Annotated in this window: 15 protein-coding genes; 9 read left to right on the top strand and 6 right to left on the bottom strand. The window is 69.4% G+C overall.

What is annotated here, in order from left to right; genetic code table 11:
* The first annotated feature begins 91 nt into the window (after positions 1-91).
* The 3 genes from ACIBD9_RS24985 to ACIBD9_RS24975 all read left to right on the top strand — a co-directional run bounded on the left by ACIBD9_RS24985 (position 92) and on the right by ACIBD9_RS24975 (position 5009).
* Positions 92-1939 carry a glycoside hydrolase family 15 protein gene (locus tag ACIBD9_RS24985; RefSeq protein WP_396721294.1) on the top strand — a complete coding sequence of 616 codons (1848 nt, stop codon included), beginning with the start codon at positions 92-94 and terminating at the stop codon, positions 1937-1939.
* A 125-nt stretch (positions 1940-2064) separates the two neighbouring features.
* Positions 2065-2619: a hypothetical protein gene (locus ACIBD9_RS24980; protein WP_396721293.1), complete on the top strand. Its 555-nt coding sequence runs from the start codon at positions 2065-2067 to the stop codon at positions 2617-2619.
* 215 nt (positions 2620-2834) lie between these two features.
* Positions 2835-5009, top strand: a complete 2175-nt coding sequence (locus tag ACIBD9_RS24975) for a HelD family protein (RefSeq protein WP_396721292.1) — start codon at positions 2835-2837, stop codon at positions 5007-5009.
* Between the two features lie 102 nt (positions 5010-5111).
* Here ACIBD9_RS24975 and ACIBD9_RS24970 read toward each other — a convergent pair whose 3' ends face one another.
* The 3 genes from ACIBD9_RS24970 to ACIBD9_RS24960 all read right to left on the bottom strand — a co-directional run bounded on the left by ACIBD9_RS24970 (position 5112) and on the right by ACIBD9_RS24960 (position 8082).
* Positions 5112-5975 (bottom strand): alpha/beta fold hydrolase, encoded by an 864-nt coding sequence (locus tag ACIBD9_RS24970; RefSeq protein ID WP_396721291.1) that lies wholly within the window; start codon positions 5973-5975, stop codon positions 5112-5114.
* Positions 5976-6098: 123 nt separating this feature from the next.
* A complete protein-coding gene (locus tag ACIBD9_RS24965; protein ID WP_396721289.1) occupies positions 6099-7520 on the bottom strand; it encodes a dihydrolipoyl dehydrogenase family protein in 1422 nt (473 codons plus the stop codon).
* A gap of 1 nt (position 7521) precedes the next feature.
* Positions 7522-8082: a hypothetical protein gene (locus tag ACIBD9_RS24960; protein ID WP_396721288.1), complete on the bottom strand. Its 561-nt coding sequence runs from the start codon at positions 8080-8082 to the stop codon at positions 7522-7524.
* A 185-nt stretch (positions 8083-8267) separates the two neighbouring features.
* Here ACIBD9_RS24960 and ACIBD9_RS24955 point away from each other — a divergent pair, with 185 nt between their 5' ends.
* Positions 8268-8876 (top strand): TetR/AcrR family transcriptional regulator, encoded by a 609-nt coding sequence (locus tag ACIBD9_RS24955; protein ID WP_396721286.1) that lies wholly within the window; start codon positions 8268-8270, stop codon positions 8874-8876.
* Positions 8877-8974: 98 nt separating this feature from the next.
* On the opposite strand, the gene ACIBD9_RS24950 is transcribed toward ACIBD9_RS24955, so the two are convergent.
* Entirely contained in the window at positions 8975-10210 is a 1236-nt protein-coding gene (locus ACIBD9_RS24950) for a low temperature requirement protein A (RefSeq protein WP_396721284.1), read from the bottom strand.
* A 110-nt stretch (positions 10211-10320) separates the two neighbouring features.
* A complete protein-coding gene (locus tag ACIBD9_RS24945) occupies positions 10321-10830 on the bottom strand; it encodes a hypothetical protein (RefSeq protein ID WP_396721282.1) in 510 nt (169 codons plus the stop codon).
* Between the two features lie 205 nt (positions 10831-11035).
* On the opposite strand from ACIBD9_RS24945, the gene ACIBD9_RS24940 reads away from it, so the two are divergent.
* From ACIBD9_RS24940 to ACIBD9_RS24930, 3 genes are all read left to right on the top strand, one after another.
* Complete coding sequence (locus ACIBD9_RS24940) at positions 11036-12280, top strand: PQQ-dependent sugar dehydrogenase (RefSeq protein WP_396721280.1); 1245 nt, start codon at positions 11036-11038, stop codon at positions 12278-12280.
* A 468-nt stretch (positions 12281-12748) separates the two neighbouring features.
* Complete coding sequence (locus ACIBD9_RS24935) at positions 12749-13183, top strand: hypothetical protein (RefSeq protein ID WP_396721279.1); 435 nt, start codon at positions 12749-12751, stop codon at positions 13181-13183.
* A 318-nt stretch (positions 13184-13501) separates the two neighbouring features.
* Complete coding sequence (locus tag ACIBD9_RS24930) at positions 13502-13705, top strand: cold-shock protein (RefSeq protein ID WP_238661733.1); 204 nt, start codon at positions 13502-13504, stop codon at positions 13703-13705.
* 125 nt (positions 13706-13830) lie between these two features.
* On the opposite strand, the gene ACIBD9_RS24925 is transcribed toward ACIBD9_RS24930, so the two are convergent.
* Positions 13831-15126: a hypothetical protein gene (locus tag ACIBD9_RS24925; RefSeq protein ID WP_396721278.1), complete on the bottom strand. Its 1296-nt coding sequence runs from the start codon at positions 15124-15126 to the stop codon at positions 13831-13833.
* Positions 15127-15416: 290 nt separating this feature from the next.
* Here ACIBD9_RS24925 and ACIBD9_RS24920 point away from each other — a divergent pair, with 290 nt between their 5' ends.
* Positions 15417-16190, top strand: coding sequence for a gamma-glutamyl-gamma-aminobutyrate hydrolase family protein (locus ACIBD9_RS24920; protein WP_396721277.1), 774 nt, complete (start codon positions 15417-15419; stop codon positions 16188-16190).
* A 194-nt stretch (positions 16191-16384) separates the two neighbouring features.
* On the top strand, positions 16385-19954 hold the full coding sequence (locus tag ACIBD9_RS24915) for a hypothetical protein (RefSeq protein ID WP_396721275.1): 3570 nt from the start codon (positions 16385-16387) through the stop codon (positions 19952-19954).
* Position 19955: the final 1 nt, after the last annotated feature.

The following is a 19955-nucleotide window of genomic DNA, read 5'->3' as shown; positions in this document are numbered from 1 at the left end:
CGCGACAGGGTGGCGGAACATGAATCTCACCTAAGTCGACAATTCTCCCCCTAGGTTCGATGCGCAGGACGCAGCCGAACCGGGGAGAGACGTGGACAGCTATCCGGCGATCGAGGATCACGGGCTCATCGGCGACCTGCAGACCGCCGCGTTGGTGACGTGTGACGGGACGGTCGACTGGTTCTGCGCGCCGCGGTTCGACTCGCCGAGCATCTTCGCCGCGCTGCTGGACAAGGAGAAGGGCGGCTACTTCCAGATCGCGCCGCACGACGTGCGGTACGTGACCAAGCAGCTCTACCTCCCCGGCACACCCATCCTGATCACCCGGTTCATCAGCGCCGACGGCGTGGCCGAGGTGATGGACTTCATGCCGGTCACCGGCGAGCGGGCCACCGACGCGCACCGCCTGGTCCGCACCGTCACCATGGTCCGAGGCAGCATGCGCTTCCGGGTGGAGTGCCGGCCGCGGTTCGACTACGCCCGCGAAGAGCACCAGCTGGAACGCCACCACAACGGCTACGTCTTCCGCAGCCGGTCGGCGACGCTGACGTTCAACCCGGTCGACCCGGTGCGGCGGTTGATCTCCGAACAGGGTGACATCCACCTCGAGGGCGGTGACCTCGTCGCGTACGGCACCCTGAACGAGGGCGACACCGGCGGGGTGGTCCTGGAAACGGGCGGTACCGAGCCACGCGTCATCCCGCCGGAAGAGATCCAGGGCATGTTCGAGTGGACCCGGGACTACTGGCGACGCTGGCTCGAACGCTCCCGCTACACCGGCCGTTGGCGGGAGATGGTGGAGCGCTCCGCCATCACGCTGAAACTCATGACGTACGCGCCCACCGGCGCGATGATCGCCGCGCCCACCGCCGCGCTGCCGGAACTGGTCGGCGGAACCCGTAACTGGGACTACCGCTACACCTGGGTACGCGACACGTCGTTCTCGGTGCACGCGCTGCTCGGCCTCGGCTTCACCGAGGAGGTCAGCCGGTACATGAACTGGCTGGACGAGCGGATCCGCGAGGCCGGCGACCACCAGGACCCCCTGAAGATCATGTACCGAGTGGACGGCTCCTCCGACCTGCACGAGGAGGTGCTGGACCACCTGGAGGGCTACCGCGGCTCCCGGCCGGTGCGGATCGGCAACGGCGCCGCCGACCAGGTCCAGCTCGACATCCACGGCGAGGCGCTCTACGCCATGCACCTCGCCGACGAGCAGGGCATCCGCGTCTCGCACCAGGTGTGGAAGAGCACCGTCCGGCTCGTCGACTGGCTCTGCCACAACTGGGACCAGCCCGACGCCGGCATCTGGGAGAGCCGCCACCACCCCCGCAACTACACCTTCGGCCGGGTGATGTCCTGGGTCGCGCTGGACCGGGCCATCCGGCTGGCCACCCGCACCGGCCGCCCCGGGGACATGACCTGCTGGACCGAGCAACGCAACCGCATCTACGACCAGGTCATGGCCCGCGGATACGACCGGGCCCGCGGCACCTTCGTGCAGGCGTACGACGAGGCCGTGCTGGACGCGGCACTGCTCGCCATGCCGGCGGTCGGTTTCGTCACGCCGAGCGACCCCCTGTGGCAGTCCACCCTGCAGGCGATCGAGCGCGAACTGGTCTCCGACAGCCTGGTCCACCGGTACGACCCGGTCCACTCCCCCGACGGTCTCCCCGGCCACGAGGGCACCTTCAACATGTGCACCTTCTGGTACGTCGAGGCGCTGGCCCGTTCCGGCCGTCTCGACGACGCCCGACTCACATTCGAGAAGATGTTCACCTTCAGCAACCACCTCGGCCTCTACGCCGAGGAGATCGCCGCAACCGGAGAGCAGATCGGCAACTATCCCCAGGCGTTCAGCCACCTCTCACTGATCAACTCCGCGCTGACGCTCAACGACCTGCTCGACACCGAGGCCGACGCTCGCCGCCGCCGGTAGCGCGGGCACGCCCCGGTCAGCCGCCGTCGCGCGGCCGACCTCGGGAAGGGCTTGACGCGCCCACGTCCATCGCGCATGGTCGATACGCATTGACCATCTCGAATGTATTGACGCGGGGAGAACCAATGAGAGCATTCGTCACCACCGCCTCGGCTGCGGTCCTGCTGCTCCTGGCCACGGCCGGCGCATCCCACGGCCAGCTGGCGGCCGACCCGCCCTGCACCGGACAGGTCCACCCGAACCCCGGGTTCGAGCGCGGCACCACCGGCTGGACCGCCGGCCCCCGCATCGTCGTGTTCGGCGACGCGCCCCGACCCGCACACACCGGCCGCGCGTACGCCGCCTTCGCCGGACTGGACGTGACGCGTACCGACCTGCTGCGCACCACCGTCACCGTGCCGGCCAACTGCGACCTGACGGTCCGCTTCTGGGTCCGGACCACCACCACGGAGACCAGCCGAAGCGACTATCTGAACGTCGGACTGGCGGTCACCGGGATACCCCCGAAGACGAGGTTCTCGCTGGCCTTCGACGGCGGGGCGCAGTGGCGGGAGTACGCCATGTCGAGCGGAACCGCGACGACCGAGCGGACCGCGACGGTCAGCTTCGTCGGCAGCGAGACGGCCGGCAACGGCACCACGGCCTTCGACGTCGACGACGCGACCTTCACGTTGAGCTGACCTGAGCGAGGGCCCGCAGAACAGATAAAGACCGGACTGTCAATAAGCGAATCCGAATTGGTGAGGCCACAAGCAACCCCGGAACTGCAAGGCATTGAGATTCCGATCTCTGCCGACGGATTTCCTGGCCGATGGGGAAAAGCAACCCTATGCTTGCCGCCGAATGCACTGCGGCTCGTCCGGGCCGAGGGTTCCACCGATACGGGGATTTGCGAATGCACCGGGAGTCTGCTCTGAGCAGCGGCATTGTCGACGTCAGCGAAGCACCACCGGACGGCCAACTGCCAACCTCCACCGCGGAGGGTGCCGCGCGTCGATCCGCGGTCGCCGAGGAACAGGCGTTTCTGGACGTGGCCACGGCCCGGCGCGACAGGCTGGCCGACCACCTGCAGGCCGAACTTTCGGCAGAGACGCTGGACGCGTTGGAGCAGGCCCGGCAGCGCATGCTCCGCCGGCAGTACGACGAGCTTCGGCGAGCAGGGGAAGGGTTGGTCTTCGGCCGCCTCGACGGCCGTGACGGCACCGTGCGCCACGTGGGCCGTGTCGGTCTCCGCAACGACGGCGAGGACGATGAGCCGCTGCTGGTGGACTGGCGCGCTCCCGCAGCTCGGCCGTTCTACACCGCGACGGCCGTCGACCCTCAGGGTCAGGCACGGCGCCGGCACATCCGTACGACGGGATCGACAGTCGTCGGCGTGGACGACGAGCCGCTGGACGGGACCACAACGGCGGAACTCGTCGGCGAAGGCGCTCTACTGGCCGCCCTCGACCAGCGGCGCACCGGGCACATGTCGACAGCCATCTCCACCCTGCAACGCGAACAGGACGACATCATCCGGGCGGAGGCGACCGGCCCGCTGATCGTCCAGGGCGGCCCGGGCACCGGCAAGACCGTGGTTGCTCTGCACCGCGTCGCGTACCTCCTGTTCACCCATCGGCAGATGGCCGACCAGGCGGTCCTGGTCCTCGGCCCCTCGCCGCGGTTCCTCCAGTACATCGCCCAGGTGCTGCCCGCGCTCGGTGAGACCGCCGTCGTCTCGGCGACCTGCGACACGCTGCTCAGCGACATCCAGGTGGGTCGCGACGAGAGCCGACTCGTCGCCGAGATCAAAGGCCGTGCCCTCTGGCAGCCCGCGCTCGAGAGCTACGTCGCGTCGCTGCTCCCCCGGTCCCGCGAACTGAAGCTGCGCTGGGAGGGCGAGTTCTACGTCATTCCAGCCGCAACCGTGGCGCAGGCGCTGGCCTCGGCGGTGCAGGGACGCCCGTACCACCGTGCCCGCGCGGCGTTCGCCGAGCAGTTGCACCACCTCCTTGCCGATGTCGTGGCCGAGCAGCGCGAGGCGCTGATGGACGAGATGGAGGAGGGGTTCGAGGACATCCTGGCCCGCGTCGACAGGGGCATGGGGTACGAGCACCACTCCGCCCGGACGTCCACCGGCAGCGACATCGACGGGTTGCTCTCCGAGGAGGAGATCGAGCAACTGCGTGGTCGGATCGCCGAGGACCCCACGATCGCCCGGTTCATCGAGGCATGGTGGCCGACCCGCGACGCCGAAACCCTGCTGGGTGACCTCCTGACCGACCGCGCCCTGCTGGCCCGGTTCGCTCCGCGACTGTCCCCCGAGGAGATCACCGCCGTCGCGGCCGAGCCCGCCCCGTGGGCACCAAGCGACATCCCTCTGCTCGACGCCCTCGCCGACCTGCTCGGCGAGGTCGACGCCCCGCAACCACAGGGCGAGTTCGTCGCCGACCGGGCGCGCCGCCAGCGCGGCTGGGTGTACGGCCACGTCGTGATCGACGAGGCGCAAGAGCTGTCCGAGATGCAGTGGCAGATGGTCCTCCGGCGGTGTCCCAGTCGCTCCATCACCGCCGTGGGCGACATCGACCAGGCCGAGGCAGCGCACCGGCACACCAGTTGGGCACAAGCGGTGCAGGCCGTTTTCGCAGACCGCTGGACCGCCGCGGAACTCACCATCTGCTACCGGACCCCGCGCGAGGTCATGGACCTCACCGAACCGGTCCTGAAAAAGGCTGGCAGCCACAACACGCCGCCACGAGCGGTGCGCTCCTCCGGCATCGTTCCGTGGGAGCTCACCATCACGACCGCTGAGCTTGCCGGTGCCGCCCTCGAAGCGGTGCGGCAGTTGCAGCAACGGTGGCACGGCGGCACGGTCGGCGTCATCGCCCCCGCGGCCCGCATCTCCGCACTCCTGGCCGTGCTGGGTGATGTGCCGGTGCTCACCGCGACCCAGTCCAAGGGATTGGAATGGGACGCGACGCTCCTCATCGACCCTCAGGGAATCGCCGCCGAACCGCGCGGCTGGAACGGCCTCTACGTCGCGCTCACCCGATGCACCCAGGAACTCGGACAGCTGATGCTCACGCAGTAGTCGCCATCGACGCGACAGCGTTCCGGCGCGGGTTGTCGCGGTTGATCGCAGCGATGTGGGCTACCGGCGTGGGTCCTCCAGTGGGCGGGCGGGGCGAGGGGCTCAGGACAGGAAGTGGTGCAGCGCCGCGGTCAGGTCGTCGGGGTTCTCCTCGGCGACGTGGTGGCCGGACTCGATCGAGTGGCCGCGTAGATCGGGGGCCCACGGGCGCCAGATGGCCAGCGGATCGCCGTACAGGTCTTCCAGGTCGTCCCGGGTCGACCACAGCAGCAGAGTTGGGCAGCGGACAGTGCGGCCGTCACGCCGGTCGGCTTCCTCGTGCGCTCGGTCAACGCCGAGGCCGGCCCGGTAGTCCTCCAGCATCGCCCGTACGGTGACCGCGTCGTGGATGGCCTGCCGGAACTCCTGGTAGTTCTCGGCGCCCATGCTCTCGGGCCGAGCCTTGGTGGCGTACCAGGCGTCGGGGTCGGCGGCGATGGCGCGCTCTGGCTTGTCTGGCTGGGCGAAGAAGAACCAGTGGTACCAGTCATGGGCGAACTTCGCGTCGCACCGGGCCAGGGCCTCGCTGATGGGTACACCGTCGATGACCACCAAGTGACTGACCGCGTCGGGATGGTCCAGCGCCAGGCGTAACGCCACGTACGACCCACGGTCGTGCCCGACCGTCGCGAACGTCGGGTGGCCCAGTTCAGCCATCAGCTGGACCATGTCCGCGGCGACCACCCGCTTGGACTGCTGGGAGTGGTCCGCGCGGATCGTCGCCTTGCCCGATTGCCCGTAGCCACGCATGTCGGGACAGACGACGGTGAACCCGCGATCAACCAGCTGCGGCGCGACTCGATGCCACGTCGACCCCGTACGCGGATGTCCGTGAATGAGGAGGACCGGCGGCCCCTGTCCCGCATACCGGACCCGCAGTTCCACCTCCCCGACGTCGATCCGCTCGTCCTCGAAACCGTCGAACATGCGCGACAAGTATCCCGGCCCCGGTCAGGGAAAACATCCATCCACCCGGATGCGCGGACACCCGATCGGCACCTGGCTCTCGTCCCGGCGCGGACAGCGCCGGGACGAGTGCTCGGTTCGCCGTCAGCGGCCGTATGTCTCCAACAGCCGCAGCCACACCTCGCTGATGGTCGGGTATGCCGGCACCGCGTGCCACAACCGGTCCAGCGGGACCTCACCGACGATGGCGATGGTCGCGGCGTGGATCAGTTCCGCCACGTCCGGGCCGGCCAGAGTGAAGCCGACGATCACCTTCCGGTCCTCGTCGACGACCATCCGGGCGTGCCCCTGGTAGCCATCGGCGTGGAGCGTGGACCCGGCAACCGCACCCAGGTCGTAGTCCACGACCCGGATCCGCAGCCCAGCCGCCTCGGCCGCGGCCGCCGTCAAGCCCACCGACGCGATCTCCGGGTCGGTGAAGACCACCTGCGGCACCGCACGTTCGTCTGCCGTCGCCACGTGCCGGCCCCATCGGTCGTCCTCGACCGTGGCACCCTTCGCCCGGGCCACGATCACATCGCCCACCGCCCGGGCCTGGTACTTGCCCTGATGGGTCAGGAGCACCCGCCGGTTCACGTCGCCCGCGGCATACAGCCACTCCCCGCCGCCGACGACGCGCAGGGTGTCGTCGACCGCCAGCCACGCACCGGGCGCCAGCCCGATGCCGTCGAGGCCGATGTCCTGGGTGTTCGGCGTACGACCAACCGCCACCAGCACCTCGTCAGCCTCGACCCGCTCGCCGGAGGCGGTCTCGATGTGGACGGTTCCGCTGCCGTCGCGCTTGACGGAAACGGCCTCCGCGCCGAGGTGTACCGACACACCGGCCTCGCGCAACGAATCCGTGACCCGCTCACCGGCGAACGGCTCCGCCGACGGCAACACCCCATCGCGGGCCAGCACCGACACCGACGACCCCAGGGCGGCGAACGCGGTCGCCATCTCGGCCGCCACCACGCCACCACCGATGATGGCGAGCCGGCGGGGCACCGACTTGGCCGACGCGGCCTCGCGGCTGGACCACGGCGCCGCCTCGCGTAGACCCGGGATATCCGGCAACAGAGCGCTGCTGCCGGTCGCGACGACCACCGCGTGCCGCGCCGTCAGCCTCGTCGTGACACCGTCGACGCCGGTCACCTCGACAACCCGGGCGGAACTGATCCGCCCATGACCACGGTGCAGCGCGATGCCAGCCGACTCCAGCCACGAGACCTGCCCGTCGTCCTGCCACTGCGACGCGAAGGAGTCCCGCCGGGCCAGCACCGCAGCCGCGTCCAGGTCTCCCGTCACTGCCTCACGCGCACCCGGCAGGTGTCGAGCCGCCCGCAACGCGGACGCGCTGCGCAGCAACGCCTTGGTCGGCATACAGGCCCAGTACGAGCACTCGCCACCGACCAACTCCCGCTCGACGATGGCCGCGGTCAGCCCACCCCGCACGACCCGGTCGGCAACGTTCTCCCCGACCGGACCGGCACCGATCACGACGACGTCGTACTCGATGGTTGTCATGTCAGTTGCCCTTCGCGGCACGGCCGAGGCGGACAGCGGCGATGAGGAAGAAGATGGCGCCGGGAATGGCGTAGCCGGCCGCGTTGGTCAGCGAGGGGTGGTCTGCGGAGGCTCCGGCGATGAAGGACCCACCAGCGAGAACGGAGATGCCGCCGCTGATGATCATCGGCCACTGGCCGCCCATCTTCCGTCGGGTGACACCGACGATCAACTGGACCAGCCCGGCGACGATCGCCCAGGCGCCCCAGACCCGCAGGACGGCGGGAACACCGGACGCGCCCGCGACACCGACGCCGACCGCCGCGATCAGGCTCACCGCGACGTTCACGTACAGCAGGGCCGGCGAGCCGGTGGTCCGTGACGAACGGAGGTCGTAGATGGCGGCGCCCACGTCGAACAAGGGGTAGAGCACGAACAGCGCCACCGCGAGCGGACCGATCTCCTTGGCGGTGGCGATCGTCACGAGTGCCCACACGATGGCGAACGCGAAGCGGACGAAGTACAGCCGCCGCAGTGCGGACGCGGTCTGGGAGATGCCGGTCGGAGCAGCAATGGTGGTCACGGGTGACCCTTTCAGCGGAGAGGTAGGGAGACCGAACGTTCTACCCCCCGAGCATGACAGGCTCAGCCCGCACCGTCAAGACCGACCGTTCTATCCACCCGCGCTTGTCGCCATCGACGTGCCGCCGCCGAACTGCGGCGGTTCGGGTCCATCAGACCGAACGTTCTATCCGCTAAGCTGGTGGGATGACGCGCGGAAAACCCGACGCTCGGCCCTCTGAGGCGCGCCTCCGGCTCCTCGCCACGGCGACCAGGCTCTTCTACTCGGAGGGCATCCATTCCGTCGGCATCGACCGGATCATCGCCGAGGCGAAGGTGACCCGGGCGACGTTCTACCGGCACTTCCCCAGCAAGGACGATCTGATCCTCGCCTACCTGCGGGAAGTCCACGAGATGGAGCGCAGCACGGTCGACGCGGCCATCGCCACCGACTCGTCGCCGGTCGACCCACTCCTGGCCATTGCCGGCTCCATCGCACAGAACATCCAGTCCCCCGGGTTCCGTGGCTGCGCCTTCCTGAACGCCGCAGCGGAGTATCCCGCCGCGGAACACCCGGTACGCCAGGAGATCATCGCCCACCGGCAATGGTTCCTGGACACGCTCAGCACACTCATGGCACAGGTCCACCAGGAGACGGCGGATCCCGCCGCCCGCCACTTCGTCATGCTCCGCGACGGCGCCATGGCCGCCGGATGCCTCTTCGACCCCGCATTGGTGTCCGAGACCTTCCTGCGCGGCGTCGAAGGCCTTCTGTCGATCAATGCCGAGCGCCAGTCGAGCGAGTCCGCCGGCTAGTCACGACAGTCACGCAACGACACCGTCTTACGCGGCGGGGCAGGCAATGACGGCGGTGCCATCTCCAGGTGGTCGTCGGTCCGCCAACGGCCGCGCGGTCACGCCTCGGAGTCGCGAACCTCGGGTGCGCCCCGCCCGATCGGCGAGGCGGGAACCTCCACCGGCTGTCCCCGGCTCCGCAGCGCGTCGAGGAGCGCGACCAGCGCCAGCACTCCGGCCACCACGCTCAGCCCGACCATCGGCGTCCAACGAGCCAACGCCGGCGTGAACACCAGCAGGGCCACCAGTCCGATCACGCGGGGCTGGGTGACCCGGCCGAAGATCTCGTACTCCAGCCGCATACGGGCGACCAGGAAGAGCATGGGCCCGCCCACCACGAACAGCAGCCAACTGGGCCGCGGCTGTCCGAACGGCTGATCGATCACCAGCTCGTAGCCGACCGACGTGACGAGCACGCTGAGCACGACCAGCAGGTGCGTCCGTTCCGACGCCGCGCCCAGCCGGCCGGGCATGACCGCTCGGTCCAGCGCATCGGACAGCAGCAGACCGGCGCGGTGGAAGTAGATCCGCCAGAGCAGCGCGCTGGTGGCGAACGCGACCGCGAAGGCGGCTGCCCGCTCGGCGGAATAGTCGGTACCGCTGAAAACCACGCCGATGACCAGAATCGACTCACCGAGCGCGATGAGAAACACCTGCTGGTAACGGTCGGCGAGGTGAGTCCCCGCGATCCGCCAGCGGCTCACATTCGAGGCCCCGAGCCACGGCAGCGGCCAGCCCAGGGACCAGGCGAGGTAGTCGACGGCGAGGGCGGCAGCCCACAGCGGCAGGCGAAGTCGGTCCGGACCCAACGCGCCGGCCAGCCACAGAGGCGCGCTCGCCGAAGCCCACACCGCAAGCCGGAACGGCACCAACCGTCGCGGATGGCCACGCAGCGCGGCGGCGACCACCAGCGGCCGCACCACCATCACCGTCAGGTACGCGGCCACGAACGGCAGTGCCCGCTCCTCCATGGCGCGCGGCAGCGTCACCGCCATGATCAGGCCGGCGAACATGGTGCCGACCACGACGGCCTGAATGATCGGCTGCTCTGGTTCGTAGCGGCTGGTGATCCAGGCGGTGTGCGACCAGATCAGCCAGAGCGCCAGGAAGAGCAGCAGGGTACGTCCGAACCCTGTGACGAGCGCCCAGCCAGTGTCATCGCTCAAGCCGGCGAATCGTTGCGAGACCCGGGTGAGTGCCACGACGAAGGCCAGATCGAAGAACAGCTCCAGGAACGTCGCGCGGCCTGAACTGGTGGGAGGACGCAGCAGCTCGGCACCCCGACCCGCCGCCATCGTCCGCCTCCGTCCCCGCCCCTGGTGAGCAACGAGCCGGCAGCCAGCGGAGTTGCGTCAGCCCTCACCTGATGTGAGTTGGGAATGCCCGAGTCGGGCACGTGGCGGCGTCAGGTCACGAATGCGGAGGGCAGGCCGAGTTCGGCCCGGGCCACCTCGATGAATCGGCGCTCGGCCTCCCACAGGGCGTCGAACCGATCGGCGGGCAACGCCTGGGCGTCGCTGCCCGCCCGGGTGGCGGCCAGGAGCCGGGCCTGGCGCACCAGCTCCGACGAACCGCTCACCACCTCGACCTGGCCGGCCACCAGCCGAAGCGCGGTCTTGGTGCTCTCCAGCCGCTCCCGGTAGCGGCTGCCCTCGTCGTCGAAGAACGGCATGAGATCACTCGGATCACGCGGGCGCGGCACCGCGGTGATGCGGGCGGCCGGGTTGAGGACGAAGGCCACGTACTCCCGGACCGCGCCGATGAAGTCGGTGTACGCGTTCAACCGGATGTCACGCCACTGTCGATCCTGGTCGCGCCGCCACAGCCGGTCCTGGGCCCGGACGGTGAGCCACCCCCCGATCAGGACCGCCAGCAACGTCGTCGTCGCGGTGACACCCGCCTGGACCACACTCACCGGCACCACCGTTCGTATCGATCGGTAACTCACCCTACCGCCCGTTGTCACCCGCTCCGGAGGTCCCGCGACGGACCGGGTCCGGCCGGTGCCGCCAGGCGTAGCCGGTCGGAGTCGCCAGACGTCGGTTGGATATTGATCCCAGCCGATGTATCGTGGGAACGCTCCCAGACCGCCACCAATCCACCTGCCCGAGGAGCTGAACATGTCACGACGGCGTTATCGCCCGGCCACCATGCTGGCCGGGCTGATCGTTCTGGCCCTGGCCGCGTCCCTGGCGCCATCGGCGCCAATGGCTGGCACCGCCGCGGCCGACAGATCCCACCCCCGCGCTGCGCCACTGACCGAGCTGACCGTGGTATCCGAACAGGTGGCCTTCGGTCTGCAGCGTCCGATCGCAATCACCGGACTGCCGGACGGCCGCATGCTGATCGCGGAGAAGAACGGCACCGTCCGCGCCTACCACCCCGACACCGGTCTGGCGGCCGAGCCGGTGCTCGACCTGACGGCCCGGATCGACACGTCGGACAACGAGCGCGGCCTGCTCGGCATCACGCCTGCGCCGAACTTCGCGCGAACCGGGATGCTCTACGTGGCCTACACGAGCCTGCCGGCCGGCGCGCTGACCCTGGCGCGGGTGCCCATCGGCGCTCCCGACCGGGTGCAGGTGCTGCTCACTCAGGAGCACGCCGAGTACGGCAACCACAACGGCGGCCAGGTGGCGTTCGGTCGCGACGGCTACCTCTACTGGTCCCTTGGCGACGGTGGCTACGCGAATGACCCGTTCAAGTCCGGTCAGAACCTCGGCACCCTGCTCGGCAAGATTCTGCGGATCGACGTCAACCGCTCCTGCGGGGGCAAGCCCTACTGCGTGCCCTTCGACAACCCGTTCGTCCGCACGCAGGGCGCGCGTCCAGAGATCTGGGTCTACGGGCTGCGCAACCCGTGGAAGTTCTCCATCGACCCGGTCGACAACTCGCTGTGGATCGGTGATGTCGGCCAGGGCCTGATCGAGGAGATCAACCACATCCGCCCGTCGCAGCGTGGCGCGAACCTCGGCTGGTCCTGCCGAGAGGGCACGCCGGTCTTCGACGAGACGCAGTGCCGGCCGGGTGTGCGGCTTACCGACCCGGTCGTCGAATACGACCACTACATGACGGAGAACTGCTCCATCATCGGCGGTCTGGTGTACCGGGGGTCCGCCACCCCGGAGGCGCGGGGAACCTACATCGCGAGCGACTACTGCTCGACCCGCGCGTTCGCCGTGCGTCCCAAGTCCACGGGTGGCTACGAGTCCGCTGAGATCGGCACCTTCCCCACCCAGCCGACCGCGTTCGGCACCGACGTGAACGGCGAGGTGTACGTACTCAGTGACCTCCCGGGGTGGCTGAGCCGGGTGCGGTTCGAGCGAGTGCAGCCAGCCCCCACCGGCGGGGTCGCGAACCGCTGATCCTCGCTCCACATCGCACCACCCCTGGGGACGGCCGTGTTCGGCGGCCGTCCCCACGGTTATCTGGTCCTCCCTAGGAAACGCTGGACCGCCCACGGCGCCGAACTGGTCGCCGCCAACCCCGCTAACGGCCAGCGCCGAGTACTCACCTCCCTACCCGACTACGCGCGGCTGACCCTCCCCGGCAACTAGAAGCGTCCGAGCCAGCACCATGACGGGCGAGCGCTTGTAAAAGAACCCACGACAGACCGGCCGGACCCGCCTCAGCAACCCGATCACGTGCACGCTGATGTCGATGGGCGGGCGGGGTCTTGCGCTTGGATCCGGACGGGGCCGCGAGAAGGGCGCCTGAACCGGTCTGGGGAGGAAGGACCCAGTGCGGGTGTCAGGTTCGCGCGTGTCCTCGGCGAGCAAGCCTGAGTACGCCGACTCATGCCCGGCCGGGTTGAGCCATCCACGCTGAACCGCATGACGTCTGGAGCGGTCGACACAGGTCGGCGAAGTGGTCCGATCGTGGGGCTCCTGGTGCTGGTCTGGGTCTGCGGGCTGACCGCGGCGGCCGTGTGGTGGGTGGGCATCCTCCTGGAGCAGTGGAGCGTCAGCTACGGCGACCAGTCCGGCGAGTTCGAGGACCTCGAACGTCGGGCGAGCGTGGCCCTGCTGGTCGCCGCGTTGGTCGCGACCGCCGGGCCGGCAGTCATCGCGCTCGTCGCGTACCAACTGCGGCGGGTGCGCACCACAGTCGTCTTCCTGGTGCTCACCGTCGTGATCGCCGTGCCCGCCGTACCGATCGCCGTCCTCGCCGGCCGGGACCTCGATCCGCCGGCGGCAGCGACGACGCCCGGCCCACCGGGGCACTGCGTCGAACACAGCGGCGGTGACACCCGCTGCCCGGGCGGCTGACCAAACAGGGCCCTCGTGCCGTCGTGCCATGATGCCCCTGCAGCCGTTACCTAATCGTCCTGATCCTGGCGTGGCGGTGCCGGTGACCCAGCCATCGGCGCAGGGGTGACCAGATCCGCTCACCTCCATGGATCAAGTCATGTGCTACGGTAGCCCAGTTGCAGTTTTGATTTCCTTAGACGTTTTCCGGCGCCTGATGGGGCATCTGAAACCCATCCAGGCGCTTTTCGTTTTTCGTGTCGTTTCGACGCGGGTAATCAACGCAGCGGCGTAAGGGTCCGCACAGTGCGGTCTCTAACAGCCTGCGAAGGAGCAGACATGACTACAGGCACCGTGAAGTGGTTCAACGCCGACAAGGGTTTCGGCTTCATCAGCCCGGACGACGGCGGCGCCGATGTCTTCGCCCACTTCTCCGCGATCTCGGCGAGCGGCTTCCGCAGCCTCGACGAGAACCAGAAGGTGGAGTTCGACATCACCCAGGGCCAGAAGGGCCCGCAGGCGGAGAACATCCGCCCGGTCTGATCCACACTCTGCGAACGGCGGCCCGACTGATTCAGCGGGCCGCCGTTCGGCGTTTCGTGCGCCCACCACGGCATGTCGAAATCGTCTGATCGGCAGAAGCCCGGCCATCGCGCTCATCGAACTGCTCAAGAGGTAGCCGGGCCAGCTCCCGCGTCTTTCGCGAGCAACAGCGCGGCGGTGCCGTCCGCCACCGAGCGGGACAGGTTTGCCAGGCGGTGCCGGGCCGTTTCGGCGCTGTCCGCGAGCACCACGATGTCGGCACGCCCGGACGCCGCGAGATGACCGACGTTGTGCACGAGCAGATCACCGCGCCTGGTGGACGGATTCCAGAGCCTGCCTTCCAGACGATCGATCAGGACGTCGAACGGAATCGAACGCAGCTGCGGATGCCGCAGGGCGCCGAAGGCGTACGGCTGTGATCTGTTGGGAAAGAGGCGGTCCAACATGGCCCCCAGCACCGAGCCGCCGCTCCACCTGGCATTGCAGTCGACGACCCGAACGTCCGCGTCCGCGAGGGACCGGCCGGTGACGATGAAGTCGAACGACAGACGCCCGAGATATCCCAGTGCTTGCAGGAGCACCGCGATCGTCGAAGCGTGGGAGCGCAGGCGGCGCACGATCTCGGGCGGAAGCGCGCCGGCGACGCCGCCGCCGAACTGGGACCGATCGACGTCGGTGAAGATCTGATCGATGACCCGGCCGCAGGTCGGTGCCGCCGCCTCCCCCGGCGCTATCGTCACCTCGATGCTGGGTGCGGCGAGTGTCTCCTCCCAGCTGGTCACCAGCACGGCCGAGTCATCTCGGAGACCCAGGTCGCGGTAGACGTCGGCGGCCCAGGCGATGAGGGCCCGCCGGTCGAGTCGACGCAGGACGTCGGTGGCGAAGACGCGCATGCCCAGACCGCCGGCGGAATCCGGTATCCGTACGGCGAGTTTGGGCGAGTGTCGGGAGATCTCCTCGATTGCGGCCGGGACGTCGGCGAAGCGGCGCGTCACCCGCAGCCGGGGGATCGCCTCGGCGCCGAGCAGGTCCGCGACCGTACTGAGGAACCAGGACTTGTCGTTCGCCAACTGACACAACCGGGGAGGCGGCCCGAGCACTGGCACCGACAGGCGGGCGGCACGGGACAGGCGATCAGCGAGCTGCCACGCCGCCTCGGACGCGTGGTAGGGATGCAGATATGCGCCGCCGCGAGCGGCCTCGACCAGGGCCGCCGACGTACGGCTGTCGCTCCAAGCCGCCGAGCACAGGTCAGTCGCGGAGTCGGGGTGCAACCAGACCGGATCACCCAGCCCGAGGCGCCCCGAGTAGTACTCGTCGAATCCGGCTGGTGGCCGTGGCCGAGAAACGATGATGTCGTCGCCTCCGGCTCGCAGCCGGGCTCTGAGTTGAAACCCGTCCGGATACGGGATCTGATCCATGAGTCGGATCGCGCTGTAGTCATCGAACAGGACGGCCCGCCGAGCGACGGTCCACGCCCCGCGATCCGTCGTCGCTTCCCTCTGCGCGTGTAGTTCCGAGTCGCCGTGGAGAATGTCCGCCGCCAGCCGCCGCGGATCTGGCCTCTTCCGGGATTGCGATGATCGCATCTGTATTCCCATCTGCTCCCGTCGCACCGAGGATAGAGGGAGCATCGATGACAGCGAGTGGCCCGCCGCCGCGTGGTCACGGTCGTTTGTCGCGTGTCGCACTGGGGCGAGAGGCTGACCACGTGAGATCACCAACAGGCAGCACACCCGTCGTCGGCGTGCTTGCCTGTACCAGCCAGAGCGCCACCGGCACCACCTACTCACACGTCAACAGGACGGTCGTACGCCAACTCGCTCGGCACGCCGACGTTGCCGCCGTACTGATCCCGGCCACCGAGCCGGACAATGCCGGCGCCATCCTGTCGGTCCTCGACGGCCTCGTGCTGCCCGGCGGTCCGTCCTTCCTGCATCCGGCCAGTTTCGACACGGCCACACCGATCCACCCCGACCGCGCCTACGACCCTGCGCGCGATGCCGTGGCCAGCGCGCTGCTCGCCGCCGCGGCCCACCTGCCCGACCTGCCGGTGCTCGGCAGCTGCCGGGGGATGCAGGAGATCGCCGTGCACAGCGGCGGGCTGCTGTGCGAGACCGACCCCACCGGTAGCCACCGGCGGCTACCCGATGAGAACGACGACCGGTGGGGCCCGGCCCACCCGGTCACCCTCACCCCCGGCGGCCACCTCGCCACTCTGCTCGGCCAGCCGCCCAACGCGGAGTTCCTGGTCAACTCCCAACACTCGCAGATCGTCGACCGGCTGCCGACCGGCGTCCACATCGAAGCGGTCGCGCCCGACGGCGTGATCGAAGCCATCGCCGTCGACCGGCCACACCGATTCGTGCTCGGCGTTCAATGGCACTTCGAACAGCACACCGCCCGCAGCCCACTGGACCTGGCTCTCCTGGCCGATTTTGGCCGGCGCTGCCGGACCAGACACAACGGCGGGCCCGCTCGCTGAGCCGGTCCGCCGCCCACGTTGTGCCGGTGTCGGCCAGGGTGCCCGGGACGGCTTGGCGACACATGTCGCCTTGCGCCGCTGAGACATCGAAGCGATACCATGAGCGAGGCGTACGCATTCTCGGCTCCCCGTGCACTGACGACGGCGGCACGGGGTTCGCCTCTGGGGCACGTCCTGTCGGACTCGGAGTCGGCGTGAAGAGACAACGTGCACTCGCGCTGTATCTCAATGTCGCGCTGATTCTGGCCACGAGCCTGCTCGGTCTGATCGGCAACTACCTGACGAACCTGAGCGAACCACCCACCTACCTGCGGGTCCTGCAGTCTGTGGCGATCCCGGCGTTCGTCGTGATCGTGGTTCTCCTCGTCGTCGGGCAGGTCGTTCTGCACGTCGCGGCGAATCCCAAGGCGAAACGCTCCGACTGGGACCCGCGCCGGCCGCCGTACCCGGGGTTGGAGCCCTTCCGGGAGGAGGACTCGGCCGTCTTCTTCGGTCGGGACCAGCAGATCTCGGACATCGTCCGGCGGATGCTCGCCGCTTCGGCGGACCCTCGGGAGCGGCTGCTGGTGGTGGTTGGCGCGTCCGGCGGCGGGAAGTCCTCGCTGGTGCAGGCAGGTGTCGTTCCGACGCTCAAGACCCGGCGGTGGATCAACCTGCCCACGATCAACCCGGGCGGCGCACCGGTGACGAACCTGGCCAAGGCCATCACCGAGGCGCTCCCGGAACCGGTCGCCATACCGGTCATCGTCCGGGCGATACGCGAGAACCCGGCCAGCGCGGCGAACTACGTCGCCGAGATCCGCCGAGGAATGGGACGCCGGTTCGGCCACGTGCTCCTGGTGATCGACCAGTTGGAGGAGCTGTTCACGCTCTCCGGCGAGAGCGATCGGCACCTGTTCCTCGAGATCGTCGAGCGCCTGTTGGCCGCCGACAGCCGTTTGTCGGTGATCGCCAGCATGCGCATCGAATACCTCGCGCAGTTCCTCGACAGCGACATGGCGGCGCTGTTCCAGAACCCTGTCGCGATCGGTTCCATCAAGACGGAGTACCTCACCGCCATCATCGAGGAGCCGGCCCGGATCGCCGGCATGACGTTCGAGCCGTTGGTCGTCAACCGGATCATCGCCGACGTCGGCACGACCGACGCGCTGCCGCTGTTGGCGTACCTGTTGCAGGAGCTCTTCTTCGAGGTCCGGCCCGGAGCCGCGGTGAGCCTGAAGGCCTACCTCGCCACCGGCGGGGTCGGTGGCGCACTCACCCGGCAGGCCGACCAGGTCGTCACCGAGCTACGCGGGGAAGGCGGCATCGCCCCGATCCTGACGACCCTGCTGCGGTTCGTCTCGCTGGACTCGAGCGAGGCGACCAAACGGCCGGTAGCTCTGGCGGAGCTGAGCTCCGAGCAGCGCCGTACCGTCGCCGCTTTCGTCGACGCGAGGCTGCTGGTCAGCAAGGTGCAGGACGGCGAACCGGTCGTGGAGGTGGCGCACGAGTCGCTGTTCCGACTCTGGGCGCCGCTGCGGCAGGAGGTCGAGACGCGCGCCGAGCACCTCCGTCGGCGCTCCGAGTTGGAGCGGTGGGCCGCCGACTGGCAGCACTCCGGGCGCAGCGACGACTACCTCCTGACCGGGCAGCGGCTGGTGCTGGCCGAGCAGTGGCTCACCGGCCTGGAGGCGCTCGGCCAGGCGAGCGAGGTGGTCCGGGCCCTCATCGAGCAGTCGAAGCGCCGGGACCTGGCCTTCCTGCGTCGCGTGTCGGAGAACATCGGCCGGTACGTCCTCGCCAATGCCGAACGGTTCCCGGAGCTGTCGATCCTGCTCTCCATCGCGGCGATCGCCGAGGCGCCCATCACGCCGTTGATCGAACGCGCCCTCATGTCCGCGCTCGCCTTCAGCCACCTGCGACGGGTGCTCTCCGGGCACACCGACACCGTACGGTCGATCGCCTGGTCCCCGGACGGCCGCCTGATCGCGACCGGCTCCCGGGACAACTCCATCCGCGTGTGGGACCCCGACTCCGGCCAGGCAATCGCCGAGTTCACCGGTCACGACGCCATGGTGGAGGCCATCGCCTGGGCGCCCGACTCGCGCCGCGTCGCCAGCGGTTCCCGGGACCGTACGGTCAAGTTGTGGCGGGTGGGCGCGGACGATCCGCCGCCGACCCTCTACGGCGCCGACGACCTGATCCGTGGCATTGCCTGGTCGCCGGACGGCGAGCACGTCGCCGCAGGCGCACAGGACCACCACATCCACGTGTGGCGGACGGACACCGGCGACCACACGGCGACCCTGCGCGGGCACACCGGCGACGTCTACGGTCTCGCCTGGTCGCCGGACGGCACTCTGCTCGCCTCAACGTCGCACGACCGCACTGCCGTCGTGTGGGACTTCGCCACCGGTGAGCAGCAGACCGTGCTGCGGGGGCACACCGACTTCATCGAGGGCCTGTCGTGGTGCCCGGATGGGCGACGGCTCGCCACGGCCTCGGGCGACCAGACGATCCGGATCTGGGACGTCACCGACGGCCGTCAACTGCTGCTGATCCGTGGGCACACCGATTTCGTCTGGGACGTGTCCTGGTCACCCGACGGACGGTCGCTGGCCTCCGCCTCCAGCGACCGGACCGTACGGATCTGGGACGTCAGCGACGCCCGGGAGGTCGCCGCGCTGCGTGGTCACGAGGACGCCGTGTGGGGCGTGGCCTGGTCGCCCGACGGCACCGCGCTCGCCTCGGCCTCCAGCGACCACACCGCCCGGGTCTGGTCGATACTGCCCCGCGGTGCCGAACGACAGGCGTTCACCGGGCACACCGGCGGGCTTCGCGCGGCGGTGTGGGCCGCCGGCGGGTCCCGGATCGCGACCGCCTCGGACGACGGGACGGTCCGGGTCTGGAACGTGGCGTCCGGAGTCGTCAGCACCTTCACCGGGCACACCGGCACCGTCTGGGGGGTGGCGTGGGCACCCGACGGGCACCGCCTCGGCTCGTGCTCGAACGACGGCTCGGTGCAACTGTGGCGCCCGGACAGCGTCGAGCCATACCTCCGGCTGGACGAAGAGACGATCTGCGAGGGTCTCATGTGGGCCCCGGACAACACACGGATCGCCACGGCCTGCCGGGACGGCACGGCGTCGATCTGGAACGCCACGACCGGCCGCCGGCTGCTGCAACTGCGGGGCCACACCGACTGGGTGGTCCGCCTCGCCTGGTCGCCGAGTGGGCGCATGATCGCCACGACCTCGGACGACCGTACCGCCCGGGTCTGGGACAGCGCCACCGGCGAGGAACTCGCCGTCCTTCGCGGCCACCACAACTGGGTGGACGGCGTGGCCTGGTCACCGGACGAACAGTTCGTCGTCACCTGCTCCGCGGACTGGACCTCCCGGATCTGGGCCCCCCGCACCGGCCGGCACATCCGGACCCTCGAGGGCCACGAGGGGCGGGTACGGGCGGTCGCCTGGTCGCCGTCCGGCGACCAGATCGCCACCGGCTCCTACGACCGCACCGTACGGGTCTGGAGCGCGGTGGACGACGCGGAGCCTCGGGTGGTCGGTGTACACGTGGATCGGGTGACATCGGTCGCCTGGTCGGCCGACGGGCGGACGCTGCTCACCGCCTCGCTGGACAAGTCGGCCCGACTCTGGTCGGTCCAGCCCGACATCGACGACCTTCGGGGCCGAGCCCGGCACCGGGTGTTCCGAAATCTGTCCGCGGGAGAGCGACAGTCGCACATGCTCTCGCTGCCGGACGAATCGCCCGGGCAGCACTGAG

The organism is Micromonospora sp. NPDC050784 (assembly GCF_044456765.1).
In the GTDB taxonomy this organism is placed as follows: Bacteria; Actinomycetota; Actinomycetes; order Mycobacteriales; family Micromonosporaceae; genus Micromonospora; species Micromonospora foliorum.
The sequence above is the reverse complement of the archived record's forward strand: the minus strand, read 5'-3'. Positions and strand labels throughout refer to the sequence as shown.